This window comes from Nitrospirillum pindoramense (genome assembly GCF_007827955.1).
Lineage (GTDB): Bacteria > Pseudomonadota > Alphaproteobacteria > Azospirillales > Azospirillaceae > Nitrospirillum > Nitrospirillum amazonense_B.
The window spans coordinates 126,805-139,599 of the sequence record NZ_VITR01000001.1 but is presented as its reverse complement, the minus strand read 5'-3'; the positions used below and the strand labels follow the sequence as shown (position 1 = coordinate 139,599).

Annotated in this window: 8 protein-coding genes; 3 read left to right on the top strand and 5 right to left on the bottom strand. The window is 67.0% G+C overall.

From position 1 onward, the window contains the following. Position 1: 1 nt before the first annotated feature. From FBZ90_RS00570 to FBZ90_RS00560, 3 genes are all read left to right on the top strand, one after another. On the top strand, positions 2-802 hold the full coding sequence (locus FBZ90_RS00570) for a hypothetical protein (RefSeq protein ID WP_145728983.1): 801 nt from the start codon (positions 2-4) through the stop codon (positions 800-802). A gap of 83 nt (positions 803-885) precedes the next feature. Further along, on the top strand, positions 886-1,578 hold the full coding sequence (locus FBZ90_RS00565; protein WP_145728981.1) for a hypothetical protein: 693 nt from the start codon (positions 886-888) through the stop codon (positions 1,576-1,578). Between the two features lie 16 nt (positions 1,579-1,594). After that, positions 1,595-3,136, top strand: coding sequence for an alpha/beta hydrolase family protein (locus tag FBZ90_RS00560; RefSeq protein WP_145728979.1), 1,542 nt, complete (start codon positions 1,595-1,597; stop codon positions 3,134-3,136). Between the two features lie 2 nt (positions 3,137-3,138). Here the strand turns inward: FBZ90_RS00560 and FBZ90_RS00555 are convergent, their stop codons facing one another. The 5 genes from FBZ90_RS00555 to FBZ90_RS00535 all read right to left on the bottom strand — a co-directional run bounded on the left by FBZ90_RS00555 (position 3,139) and on the right by FBZ90_RS00535 (position 12,471). Beyond that, the gene (locus tag FBZ90_RS00555; RefSeq protein ID WP_186455525.1) at positions 3,139-4,248 is read right to left on the bottom strand and encodes a JmjC domain-containing protein; all 1,110 of its coding nucleotides are present in this window, start codon (positions 4,246-4,248) and stop codon (positions 3,139-3,141) included. A gap of 107 nt (positions 4,249-4,355) precedes the next feature. After that, positions 4,356-5,096 carry a SapC family protein gene (locus FBZ90_RS00550; protein WP_145728975.1) on the bottom strand — a complete coding sequence of 247 codons (741 nt, stop codon included), beginning with the start codon at positions 5,094-5,096 and terminating at the stop codon, positions 4,356-4,358. Further along, complete coding sequence (locus FBZ90_RS00545) at positions 5,093-6,682, bottom strand: tryptophan halogenase family protein (RefSeq protein WP_145728973.1); 1,590 nt, start codon at positions 6,680-6,682, stop codon at positions 5,093-5,095. Before FBZ90_RS00545 ends, FBZ90_RS00550 begins: the two co-directional genes overlap by 4 nt. Positions 6,683-6,758: 76 nt before the next feature. Then, positions 6,759-9,632 (bottom strand): beta-galactosidase, encoded by a 2,874-nt coding sequence (locus FBZ90_RS00540; RefSeq protein ID WP_145728971.1) that lies wholly within the window; start codon positions 9,630-9,632, stop codon positions 6,759-6,761. A 109-nt stretch (positions 9,633-9,741) separates the two neighbouring features. Beyond that, entirely contained in the window at positions 9,742-12,471 is a 2,730-nt protein-coding gene (locus FBZ90_RS00535; RefSeq protein WP_186455523.1) for a TonB-dependent receptor, read from the bottom strand. Positions 12,472-12,795 lie beyond the last annotated feature (324 nt).

Sequence of the window (12,795 nt, the reverse complement as noted above, 5' to 3'; positions counted from 1 at the left end):
CATGGCGACACCGTCCCAAGACAGCAACGCCGTCGTCGCCCCGGCCGCCCTGCCCCTGTTCCCCCGGCTCTGCCTGATGCTGGTGGCCACCCCCGATGAGGTGGAGGACCGCATGGGCGATCTGGAGGAGTCCTACGTCAGTGCCCTGGTGGTGCTGGGGCCGGACGCCGCCCTCAGCCGGTATCGCCGCGACATCGCCTCAAGCATCCTGGCCATCACCAGCCGACGGCTGGAGAACCTGGTGCTGCTGCGCTTCCTGGACCGGGGCCGGCTGTTGCTGTCGCTGGCCACGATGACCCTGGCCTTCACCGCCTGCTTTGCCCTGATGTCGGTGTTAGTGCCCGACCCTTGGTGGATGCGGGCCGGCCTGCCCAGCTATCCCGGCCAGTTCCAGCGTTTCAACCAGTCCGACTATCCCGTCTGCCAGGCCTGGACCGACTATGAAGGGCGAAGCCGCGTGGCGCGTGACCTGCACCGCCCCGGCGTCCATGTCACCAGGGTCACCACCCGGGGCGCGGTGCGCCAAGGTGCTGAACAGGATCTGGCCGTCCTGCTGCCCCAGTCGGCCAAGGTGACCGCCATCTACTGCGGCATCAGCCGGCCGGGCACCGGGAAAGCGACCATTGAAGAATGTTCCCGCGGTGGCTGCGGCACCGGTGTCTCGGCGTTTGTCGAGGACAGCGCCTATGTCAAAGGCCGCGTCCTGACCTTGGCCATGTACACCCGTACCGCCGGCCCCGAGGACGGCGTCACCGGTCATTTCTGGATCGCCTGGCGCGACGACGGCACCAGCGCCCCCTGACGCCCCCTGCCCGCTTCGCCCCACCTCACGGTGGCGCGCCTATTTCTTCTACATTGTGTATTAAACTGGAGGAGACAGAAGCCATGCACGCGAATGTGTCGCTGGAGGCCCAGATGCCGTTCCCCGTCGCGCTCATGAGCCGGCTGCTGGTCTCCCTGATTTCGGCCCTGCTCTCGGTCAGCCTGGTCTATGGCCTGATGAAGGCCTCGATACCGGAGCCGTGGTGGCGGCAGGCCGGGTTGCAGACCGACCCTGGATATTTCCGGGGCGCCAACATCGTGGACTATCCCTTCTGCCAGGCCTGGAACGATTACCAGGGCGGGGACCGCATGGCGCGGGACCTGGGCGCGCCCGGCGTGCGGGTGACGGCGGCGCAGACGCGGCCAGACGTCCGTCCGGGAGGGGAAGAGAACCTGCTGGTGGAATTGCCCGGGACAGCCCAGATCGTCGCCGTCTATTGCGGCATCTCGCAGGACAGGGCGCCCATGGGCGAATGCGCCCGCTATGTCTGCGGCGACGGGGTCGCCACCTTCATCGCCGACAGCCTGTACACGGGCAGCGAGTTCAGCGGCACCCTGCAGCACGGCAACCGCATCCTGACCCTGACCCTCATGAACAAGCGGGCCGAAACGCGCCGCCGGACCACGGTCCGCTTCTGGGTGGCGTGGAAGGATGATGCCCCGCCCCCGCAGGCCATACCGGCGTCCCCCGGGATCAAGCCCAGTGCGGATAAGCCCCTGGCAAGTCCAGCCCAGCCCCCCCGCAACCCGACCTGATGTGGAGAACGCCACCATGACGCGAATAATTGCCCGCGCCTGCCTGGCGCTGTTGCTGACGGCTGCACCGATCCTGGACGCCCGGTCCCAGAACGCGGTGACAATGAACGCGACGACGATGAATGCGACGGTGGCAGAGGTAGGCGCCTGGGCCATATGGGGCACGCGCGTCACCTTCGTGCAGGACGGTGCTGTGCCCGGCGGCACCGCCGTGACCACCGCCGCGCGGGAGGACAGGACGGGGGACCCGTGGGCCAGCGCCGCCAGCATAGCCGTCCCTTTGCCGCTGAAGGCGGGCGACCGGGTCAGTGCCACCTTCTGGGCCCGCGCCACCCGGCCAGAGACCGTACCGATCATGATCAATGGCGCCGCGCCGTCCTACGCCGTCCTGGCCAGCCGGACGGTCGGCCTGACGCCGGACTGGCGCCGCATCACCCTCAGCGGCGTGGCACCGGCCGACCTTGCCGCCGGCACGCAGTTCCTGACCCTGCATCTGGGCAGGGCGCCGGCCGACACCCAGCTGGGCCCCGTGCTGTTCCGGCCCGGCGTACCCGATGACGCCGACATCCAGGCGGCCTTCGCCGGCTTCCGTCCCGCGCAGCGGGTACAGGATGTCCCTATACCCTCCGACCCCGGCATTGTGCTTGCGGGCCGGTTGCGCCTGCCGGGCCGGCATGGCGATGGCCCGTTCCCGGTCGTGGTCCTGCTGAGCGGCAGCGGCCCCGGCAAACGCGGCGTCTTCCCCTTGATCGAGGACAGGCTGCTGGCCGAGGGCATCGCCACCCTGGATTACGACAAGCGCGGGGTCGGCGAGTCGACCGGGACGTTCGTCGACACCTTGGGGCTGATGGAGCGGGACGCGGCAGCGGCGGTGGCCTACTTGCGCACCAGGCCGGATATAGACGGCGGTCGGGTGGCCTTTCTGGGGCTCAGCCAGGGCGCCTATGTCGGGCCCGCCGTCGCCGCCCGCGACCCGGCCATCGCCGCCGTGGTCATGCTGGCCGGGCCGGCGGGCGAGAGGGGCACGCTGTTCACCGACGACATGCGGGAGAAACTGGGCAAGGCCGGCATCGCCGGCGACGCCAACGACCGGGTCGTCGCCGCCCTTGAGGCCCTGTACGGCGCCCATATCGCCGGAGCGACGCCATCGGTGGTGGGCGGAGCCCGCCAGGAGCTGATCGACGCCTTTGTCGCGGGCGGCTGGAGCCCGGCGCAGGCGGACGCCGTGGTGGCGGAACTGGACACCCCGGCGGTCCTGTCCCTGTACCAGGCCGCCCCCAACGAGGCGCTGGCCCGGATCCGCGCCCCCGTCTTGGCCCTCTACGCCGAACGGGACACCGTGGTTCCGACCCACCGGGCGATGCCGGAGGCGCAGAGGGCCCTGCACGCCAATCCGGATGCGACCGTGCTGGAGATACCGGGCGTGAACCACGGCTTTCAGCATATCGACACCCACACGCCCGGCCCACTGGAACCGGCGGTGTCCGCGCCCGAGGTGCTGGACCTGGTGCAACGCTGGCTAGGCGACCGCCTGCGCGCGGGCCCGAAAATGAACTGACCTTAGTCCTCCAGTAGCCAGACTTGGCCGGCGCGGGCCAGGCCGGCGACCGCGGCGGCCACGGCGGCGCCCTCCATGTCGGCCAGGTCCTGCTTCAGCGCCGCCAGGCGGGCGCCATCCGTGGCCAGCAACTGGGCCAGCACCCGCCGCTGGTCCGCCGGCAGCTTGGACGGAGCCGGCCCCGGCGCGCGCGCGGCGGGGTGGATTTCCGTGGCGTCGGACAGCACCCGGTCCAGGCCCAGGTTCATGGGCTGGAACGCCTCGCGCTCCCCATCCAGCTGGGTGAACAGCGCCGGAAGGTCGGGCTGGTCCAGCGCGCCGCGCAGCAGGTCCGCCTGCGCCGCCACCTGCCGGCGCGTCGCCGCCCCATCGGCGAAGGCCATGACCTCTTCCCGCAGGGCATCGTTGCTGCCTTCCAGCCGCCCGGCCAAGGTCCGCAGCAGGTCCTTGGCGCGCAGGCCGCCCAGGTTGATGGTCAGGTGGGCGGAATGGCCACCCTCCGCCACCGTGGCCCAGTGGATGTCGCCACGCGGGATGTACAGCACGTCACCGGGGCGCAGCGTGTCCTCCCACTCCACCGGCCCAGCCTCCGCCAGGGTGGCATAGCTGCGGCTGACCAAGGGGTGGGTGGCGCGGAAACCGTGGCAGCGCCAGTGCTTCTCGCCCGAGATCTGCAGGATGATGACGTCGTGGTTATCCCAATGCGGCCCCAGCGCGCCCTCCCGCTGGAAGCTGACATAGGCGTTGGCGCCGCCGCGCACGCGATAGCGCCGTTCCACCGCCGCGATCAGCGCCGCTATGCGCGGGGAAACATGGTGCAGGTGGTTCAACGCCAGGCTGAGGCCCTGGTTGATCTGGTCCTGCAAGGCGGCGGGCTTGAGGAACAGCTGCCCCGCCTTGTTGCGGCCCACCACCGTCTCATAGGGCAGATCCTTGCCGGAGCGGACCAGGCGCAGGCGACCATTGTGCAGGCCCGTCAGGGTGACCTGGGCGTTGATCAGCGACCAGGGCAGCAGCCGGGCGAAGGTGTCCGCCTGGCCGGTGCGCAGGTGCAGGCGCCGCTTTTCCAGGAAGGCCCGGTCCAGTTCCGCCGGATCATGAGGGCGGACCAAAGCCGCCACGCCACCAAGCATATGCCCCCCACTTCCGGGCCATCCCGCCCACTCTCAGGGCGCGGAGGATAGCATCCGGCGCGGCGGACCTGCCACTTTTACGCGCCTTACGGGCGGAGGAAGTGATCCAGCAGCCGAATATGGAGATCCGGGCGTCCCCCGTCCCCTTGGTCGGCACTGCGCAATTGAAGCAGCCGTTCCATCTGGTTCACCGACGCCGCGATCAGCGTGGCCGCCGCCAGGCGGCCCTTGCGGAACAAATCCACCACCACCGGGTCCGGCAGTTCGGCCAGGGCGGACGGCGACAGCGTGTAAAGCCCCCCTACCTCGTGCTCGGCCCCGTTGGGCAAGCGCAGCACTACCTCCAGCGCCCTGACCAGATCCAATTGGACGAAGCCATCGACCATGTCATGGGCGGCGTTAAGGTCGGCCACCAGCCGCTGCAGCCGGACGCGCATCGCTTCGACCGCCGCCGTTGGCGTCCCGTCCGCCCCGAACAGGGGCTGCCCGGGGGCGGCGAAGCGATCGGCGGCCTCGTCGATCAGCAGACCCAGGGCGCTGCTGGCATCCAGGCGGAATCCTTCCGCCATGACCGCTTCGGGCAGATAGGTGCACCGCCACCCGCCCTCCCGCCAATAGAGGTTCCGTGGCTGGTCCAGGCTGAGCAGCGCCACCAGGGTGAACCGGCCGGTCTCGCCATCCTTGGCGAAGCACAACGGGAAGTCCGCGGCCGCGAGGGGAATTTCGGACAAGCCGACCCAGGCGTACCGCAGGGCGCGCGCATCCGCCGTGGGGCGCATTTGGAGGGCCCGATGCCGGGTGGGGTCGAGAGGGCGATACCGCGTCATAGGCGCTGCAGTCCATGTTGGCGTATGGCCCGGATAAGGCTTCTGTGCGGCGGCAGACGGGTCATCGCGTCCGAGCGCTGGGCCGCCGCCCGCGCGAACAGCCGGGCCGCCGCCTTGCGCTCCGGCCCCAGCGTCGGATGCCCGGCATACCGGGTGGGGAAACCCATGCCATGCAGCACATATTGGTAACTGGGCCAGGAAAACACCTCACGATGGCGCGGGAAATCCGCCGCGCACGGTGGATGATGGCGCCACAACTCCAGGCGTTCAGCCAATTCGCCGGGCACCGTGGCGGGATCGAGGTTGTCCCGCCAGAAGGGTTCCTGCCGGCGGGTCAGGATGTAGTGCAGCTTCAGGAACTCGATGACCCGCGCCCAATGGTGATGGAAATCGGCGTTGAACTGCCGGGCGATGTGGTCCATGGCCCGCCGTGTGGCCGGCAGCCGGTCCGCGATCGTGTCCATCGACAGTTCGATCAGCATCAGCGCCGATGCCTCCAGCGGCTCGATGAATCCGGCGGAGAGCCCCACGGCGACACAGTTCCTGATCCAGAAGGTCTCACGGTGGCCGGCATTGATGTCGATGCTGCGCACGGAAAGCGCGTCCGCGCCGGCGCCGGCGTAGGCGCGCAAGGTCGCCTCCGCCTGGTCGGCCGAGGTGTGGGCGCTGGAATAGACATAGCCGACGCCGCGCCGGCTCCACAGACCGATGTCCCAAATCCAGCCGGCGGTCTGGGCCGTCGCCACGGTGTGGCAGGCGATGGGGGCATCCTCGGCGGAATAGGGGATTTGCAGGGCCAGCGCCTTGTCGGCGAACAGGTATTGCCGGCAGCTTTTCAGCGGAACACCGTAGACACGGTCGATCAGCACCCCTTTGAAGCCGGTGCAATCCACGAACAGGTCGCCCTCGATCACCGTTCCATCCGCCAGGCGCAGCGCCTGGATGTCCCCCTCCGCTGTCTGGTCGGCGGCCACGACGTCACCCACGACATGCCGCACGCCCAGCCGGCTCACGGCGTGATCGCGCAGCAGCGTCGCGAACTTGCCCGCGTCCAGGTGATAGGCGTAATTGGCCAGCCCGGCGTATTCGGGATGGGTGATGGCCTTGGGCGCCAAGCCCGCATCGCACAGCGCGCCTTGGAAATCGACGCTGTGGGCGAAGTCCTCACCCGCCGGCCCCGCCGCGGCCCGTTCCTGCCAATGGGGCGACAGGTTCACCTCGCCCGCCCCCACCGGGGGATTCAGGGGATGGTAATAGGCGTCGTCGCCCCCCCACGTCCAACCGACGAACCGGGCGCCCTGCTTGAACACGGCGTCGGCGCTGCGGATGAAATCCGTCTCCGACAGCCGGATCTTCGCCAGGGTGTTGCGCATGGTGGGCCAGGTGCCCTCACCGACGCCGATCGACGGCTCCGTCGGCGACTCCACCAGCACCACCGCGACCCTGTCGAGCTCAGGCCCCCCTTCGGGATCGGCATTGCGGGCGGCGATACGGGCGGCGGCGATCCACCCGGCACTGCCGCCCCCGACGACGACGACGCGACGGATCGCATGGTTCTCGCTTTTCCCGGATGGGGCTTCGGCCATGGCCTCCCTCATTCTTGGCCATCCTCTTTTGGGTCGGGCGGTGGCGGGCGCGTACAGGCCCGCCACCATTCCCGGGTCACCGCCGGCTGGACGGCGCCCCCATGCTGGATTTGTAGCTTCCGTAATTGACCAGGGAAACCTCGCCCAGTCCGCCCGGCCCCTCTTCCGTCTTCCAGACGGCGATGTCGATGGTGTTGTCGCCCTGGGGCAGCAGCACGCCGTTGGGGATGGGGAAGCTGTGCTGCGGTCCGATATCGGAAACGTACTGGCCCATCTGCCACCCGTTCACGAACAACAGCGCCCGGTAGTGCCGGCCCGGCGGATCGCGGAACTCCACGCCCAGCGAGGTGTCCTGGTCCTTGGGCAGGGACAGCGCCACATGGGTGCGATACCAGGTGACGCCCGGCGGCGCCTGCTCGCCGACCGGCAGGGTGACGGGCTTGCCCTGCGGCAGAGCGCCGGGCTTCAGATGCCAGCCCTCACGCTCGCCGAACAGGCCGCCCTCGTTATAGGGGCCGCGTACCGGGTCCATCGCCGCCTCACCCCCGGCATGGCCCTGGATGCGCCAGGAAATGGCATGGTCGGGGGCGCCCAAGGCCGAGGCGTAGGCGATGCCCCGGCCGGTCCGGTTCTCGTTGCGGCTCTGATAGTCCTCCTCATGCCCCATGTTGACGGTCAAGACGGAGACGACGTTGTCGCCCTTTTCAATCCAGCCTTGGGGGAAGGGGAAGGTACCGTCGTCCCCGCGCTGCACGCTGCCCAGGAAGTGCCCGTTCAGCCAGGCGGAGAAGGCGCCGCCGGTGGCCCCGCTCAACACCCGCAGGCGCACACCGCGCGGCACGTCGGCACCCGCGCCGGAGAAATGGCCCCGGTACCAGGTGTTGCCGGTGTGGAAGCCGTAATCATCGGCCAACAGCACGGGGTGGGACAGCGGGTTGGTGATGCTGTTGGACGTCGTCAGGTCCGCGACACGCCAGGCATGGTCATCAAAGCCGGGCGCGATTTCCGGCGCGCCGTCGCGCGCCTGCCAGTCCTTGAGCGCCGGCAGGGTCACGGGCGCCGGCGTCGGCAAGGTCACCGCCAAGGCGCCATCCTCCGCACCGGACGGCGTGACCGGGACCGACGCCCCGTTCCAGGTGACGGCGGTGACCCCGGGGCCGAAGACGACGGCATCCTTGTCCGTGTCGGAATCACCGGCCAGCGCCAGGGTCTTGCCGGTGACCGTGGCCGAGCGCAGCAGGTGCGCCCCGGCCATCAGCACGGGGCCAGCGGCGGTTTCGGTCCGCCAAATCCGTTCCGTGGCCTGACGATCCGCCAGCAGGACGACCAGCGGCCGCTCCCCGCCGGTGACCACCACCTCCGCCAAGCCGTCATGGGTGTAGTCCAAGGACAGGTGGCCGTCCTTGAGGTCGCTGTGGACCGCGCCGCGCACGACCCGCACCTGGGCGTTGGCGGGGACGCGGAAGCTGGTCTCGCCTGCGGTTCCCCGGTCCCCGTACAGGACCACGAAGTCGCGCCCGCCGATGGTGGCGGCGGTCATGACCTCCGACGTGGAATAGCGCAGGTGCTGGGCGCCGAAGGGATATCCCACGACGATCATCTTCGCCTGGCGCCCATTGATGGCCAGGGCGGTACCCGCCTTCTGCGGAAGGGTGATGGCTTGCCCATCCACGGTCACGGAGAAGCGCGCCGACGACTGGGCGGTGGAGGTCGAGTCCGCATGCCGGATCAGATGGAATTGCGTCCCCGTCTCGGGATTGACGCGGGCGATGTCGATCAGGCCGCGGTCATCCAGCCAGGCCGACGGCATGGGGTCCGTCCGCATCAGGGGTGCCGTCGTCGTCACGAAATAGCCGATGCGCTTATCCTCGTAATACTTCCCTTCGAACTGGCGGGCTTCGGTGATGGCGGCGCCATAGTCGTAGGACGTGTAGTTCTGGGGAATGGCCTGCCATCCCCAGGAGGTGCCACCGTACAGCATGTAGAAGTTCTGGCCGGTGGCGCCGGCCGCGATATTGGACTTGTAGAAGACGTTGGCGAAGCTGTCGTTGATCAGTTCCGCGCACTTGCCGTAGCCGGGCCCGCCCCAGGGATCGAACGCCCCGCCCTGGAACTCGGCGGTGAACAGGGGCTCCCCCTCCTTGCGGCTGCGCGCCATGTCGGGCGCGGGCTTCCAGACTGAGGGGTTGGAGCAGTCGAAGCCCTGGGGATAGAAATCCCAGCCGCTGACCTCCATGGCGCCCTTGCCCTCAACATAGGCGCCGTCATGGTTGCCCAGCAGGGGTACCTGGATGCCATCGGCCCGGGCCTTCTGCTTCAGATGCTCCATATAGGTGCGGCTGTCGTCGCCATTCAGGTAATATTCGTTTTCAACCTGATAGCCGATGACCGTGCCGCCGCCGTCGACCAATTGATGGCGGGCGATGATGCGGTCGACCTGGGTCAGCCATTCGTCGGCATAGCGCAGGTACTCCGGATCGGCGCTGCGGTTGTTCAGCTTCTTCGTCGTCAGCCACAGGGGCAGGCCGCCGCTGTCGACCTCGGCATTGATGTAGGGGCTGGGGCGGGCGATGACGTACATGCCGGCATCGCGGGCGGCGTCGAGCATGCGGTCGATGTCGCGGATGCCGGTGAAGTCGTAAACGCCCTCACGCGGGGAGTGATAGCCCCAGGAGAAGTAGATCGACACCGTGTTGAAGCCGGCCGCCTTCATCTTTTGCAGGACATCGGACCACAGGGCCGGGCTGGGCAGGCGGAACGGATGGAATTCGCCGGACCAGAGATAGACGCGCTTTCCATCGATGAGGAAGCTGTGGGAATCGAACGTCACCTCATGCGACGGCGCGGGCGCCGCCGTCGCCTGCGGCCCGGCGGCCCACGCCCCCACCAGAGCCAGGGCGGCGACCCGATTGAACCATCCCCGTCGTTCGGCCTTCAAACGGCGTTTCACAGCAAGTTCCTCCGATCATTATGACTGGTTGGCGATCCCGACGACCACGGAAGCGCCGAAGGGTGGCGGCGGGATGACCGCCACCACCCAGGCAAGGCTTGAAAAATCCTCAGAATTTGTAGCGGACGCCGATATCGTAGCGCGCGCCATAGTCGTACCAACCGCGCAACTGGTTGGAGTAGCGGGCGGTCGTCACGTATTTCTCATCGGTGATGTTCGTCCCTTCGAACAGGATCTGCACACCATCCATGATCTCGTACGAGATGCTGGTGTCCACCTGGCCGTAAGGCATCACGAACAGCGGCTCGCCGCCATATCCTTGGGAAATCGATGACAGGAAGCCGCCGCGGTGGTTGTAGGCGATGCGGGCGGACAGTCCATATTTCTCATAGAACAGCGTGGCGTTCTGCGAATTGCTGAGGCCGACGATGGCGAACCGCACATTGGGCGACATGTTGCCGAACGTGCGGTCGGTGGTCACGAAGGTGGCGTTGAGCTGAACGCCAAAGCCGTCGAAGGGATGGGGCATCCAGTCGAAGGTGTGAACCAGGTTCACCTCCGCCCCCTGCACGTTCACATTGCCCAGGTTGTGCGGCCGCGCGGCGGCGAAGCTGGCCGTATGGGGCCCGGTGATGAAGCCGCCCACCGGCAGGTTGCCGGAATTGGCGATGGTGACGGTCTCGGTCTCGATGGTCGTGACGATGTAGTCCTTGATGTCCTTGTTGAACAAGGCGCCGGACAGCATGGTCGTCTGGGTCGGATACCATTCCACCGAGATATCGAAGTTGGTGGACTTGTAGGGCTTCAGGTCCGGATTGCCGCCGCTCAGCTCCATATCCGCGGGGCGGAGCACGTCATAGGACGTGACCGGGCGCAGATCCCCCAGGTTGGGGCGGGTCAGGGTCTGCGAACCCGCCAGGCGCACCACCGTGTCCGACGTGGGCTTGATCGTCAGGTTGAAGTCCGGAAGGAAGGAATAATAGCGATGGCTGGCCGAGACGGGTACGTACTGGCCGTTGTTCTGGTAGACGGCGTTGTAGATGGTGGGATCGTTGGTGACCGGCAGGAGATCGACCAGAGCCCGTGACTGGGAACCGGCGCTCATGTCCGTGACCACATAGCGGGCGCCCAGGTTCAGCAGCCAGTCGACACCATAGAGCTTGCCCTTGAAATCGGTCTCGGCATAGGCCGCGTAGACCTTTTCCTGGACGAAGTCGGCGGGATTGGCCACGGAATTGAACCCGTTGCCCTGCGACTGCGATTGCAGGTTGGCGGCGGAGGTTCCGGGGGCCAGGTTCTGGGCGGCATCCAGCGCCGAAAGTGCCGCCGGGCTGCTGAGGTAGGCCAAATAGGCGTTGGGATCGTATGCCAGGAACGACGTCGGCAGGTTGCCGCCGAGGCCCTTGACGGTGAAGGTGGACAACAGCGACGACGGCGTCAGGGTGGGATAGCCGCAGTAGAGGCAATTGACGTTCAACGTGCCGGCACTGAACGTGGTGCGCTTGCGGTCGGTGTAGCCGAAGCCCCCGCGCAGGGCGTGGAACAGGCCGTAGTCCGGGGTCCAGTCGAGGTCGAGCTTGGTTTCGGTGACCCGGTCGACCACGTCACTGCCGGAACGCTGCGCCAGGTGGGTGTAGGCGCCATTGGTGTTGGTGGTGGCGCCCGGCGTGAAGCCGAAAACCGAGGGTAATTCGCCCACCGGCCCCTCGGTGAAGCTGTAGGTCGTGGGCACGCCGGTCACGGTGAAGAAGCTCTTACCCGCGCCATCGTTGTGCGCCCGCGACGCCGTCGCATCCAGAACCACATGCAGCGTGTCGGTGGCCTGCCAATCGGCGTTGAGGCCGCCTTCATAGGTGGAGGTGTCGCGCAGACTCGACTGGTTGATCATGTCGGCATGACCAGAGGTGGTCAGCGACGTGACGGTGCGATTGGAATTGATGGTGGCGGCGGTGTACTGGGACGGTTCGAACCACAAGCCCAGCGACTTGTTGTCGGCGTCATCCTTGAAATGGTCATACAGGCCGTCGACCGTGATGGTCAGGTCGCTGTTGGGCTTGAACTGGCCGACCAGGGTGGCGCCCAGCCGCTCACGATGGTCCAGGGAATTGTTGACGTTGATGTTTCGCGGCGCATAGACGTCCTGATACAGCGGGGCGGACGAAGGTCCGACGGCGACGTTGGGCAGATAGCCGTCGCTGGTCACGCTGTTGATGGACGGGCTGCGCTTTTGATAGGACACCGAGGCCAGCACGCCCAGCTTGTCCTGGGCGAAGGTGTCGCTGAGCAGGGCGAACGCCTGCGGTTGCTTGTCATCCCCCGCCGTCTCGAAATTCTCTTTGAGCGCGACGACGCCGTGGGGCCCCGGCAGGTCGAAGGGCCGGGCCGTATGCAAGTTGATGGTGGCGCCAATGGCGCCCTCCTGGACACGGGCGACGGAGGTTTTGTAGGTGTCGGCCCCGCTGATCAATTCAGCCGGCAGCAGGTCGAAGGAGAAATCCCGCCCATAACTGTCATTGGCCAAGGTGCGGCCATTGAACAGCACGGTATTGAACTGCGGACCCAGTCCACGCACCGTGACTTTCTGGCCTTCGCCGCTGCTGCGGTCGATGGAAATGCCGGGCACGCGCTGCAGGGACTCAGCCACGTTGGCGTCGGGGAACTTGCCCAAATCCTCCTGGGCGATGGAATCCATGATCAGGTCGGCATCCCGCTTGCGCTCCGCGGCACTGGCGATGCTCTTGCGAATGCCGGAAACCACGATCTCCTGCATGTCGCTGCCATCATCGGCGCTGGCGCCCGGACCAACTTCCGCGGCGCGGCCCCCGGCGCCCGTCGCCATGAACGCGACACCGATGGCGACAGCGCAAACTGACTTATAAAGCCCTTCCTTACGGCTCCGGCGCTGAATTTTATTCATAGCCACTTCTTACCCTCCCTATTATTTTAAAATTCTTGAATAGAAGGCAGCACAAATTCATGTCGTTTATGGAATTTCCACAAACGATACCGTTATCGTAGGTGTCAGAGACCTCTACGAAGCAGTCCTTACCAGCGTCATGAAAAGCCCATTCGGCCTTTCATTCCCGAAGATCGAAAACCTGACTGAGGGAAATACCTGGCCAGAAGGCCATCAGCCCGGCCGAAAGCGGCTGACCATCCGAAA

Bases quoted from the DNA above. Each gene is read 5' to 3' on its own strand.
- FBZ90_RS00570 (WP_145728983.1), top strand. From the start codon at position 2: ATGGCGACACCGTCCCAAGACAGCAACGCCGTCGTCGCCCCGGCCGCC.
- FBZ90_RS00565 (WP_145728981.1), top strand. From the start codon at position 886: ATGCACGCGAATGTGTCGCTGGAGGCCCAGATGCCGTTCCCCGTCGCG.
- FBZ90_RS00560 (WP_145728979.1), top strand. From the start codon at position 1,595: ATGACGCGAATAATTGCCCGCGCCTGCCTGGCGCTGTTGCTGACGGCT.
- FBZ90_RS00550 (WP_145728975.1), bottom strand. From the start codon at position 5,096: ATGACGCGGTATCGCCCTCTCGACCCCACCCGGCATCGGGCCCTCCAA.
- FBZ90_RS00545 (WP_145728973.1), bottom strand. From the start codon at position 6,682: ATGGCCGAAGCCCCATCCGGGAAAAGCGAGAACCATGCGATCCGTCGC.
- FBZ90_RS00535 (WP_186455523.1), bottom strand. From the start codon at position 12,471: ATGGCGACGGGCGCCGGGGGCCGCGCCGCGGAAGTTGGTCCGGGCGCC.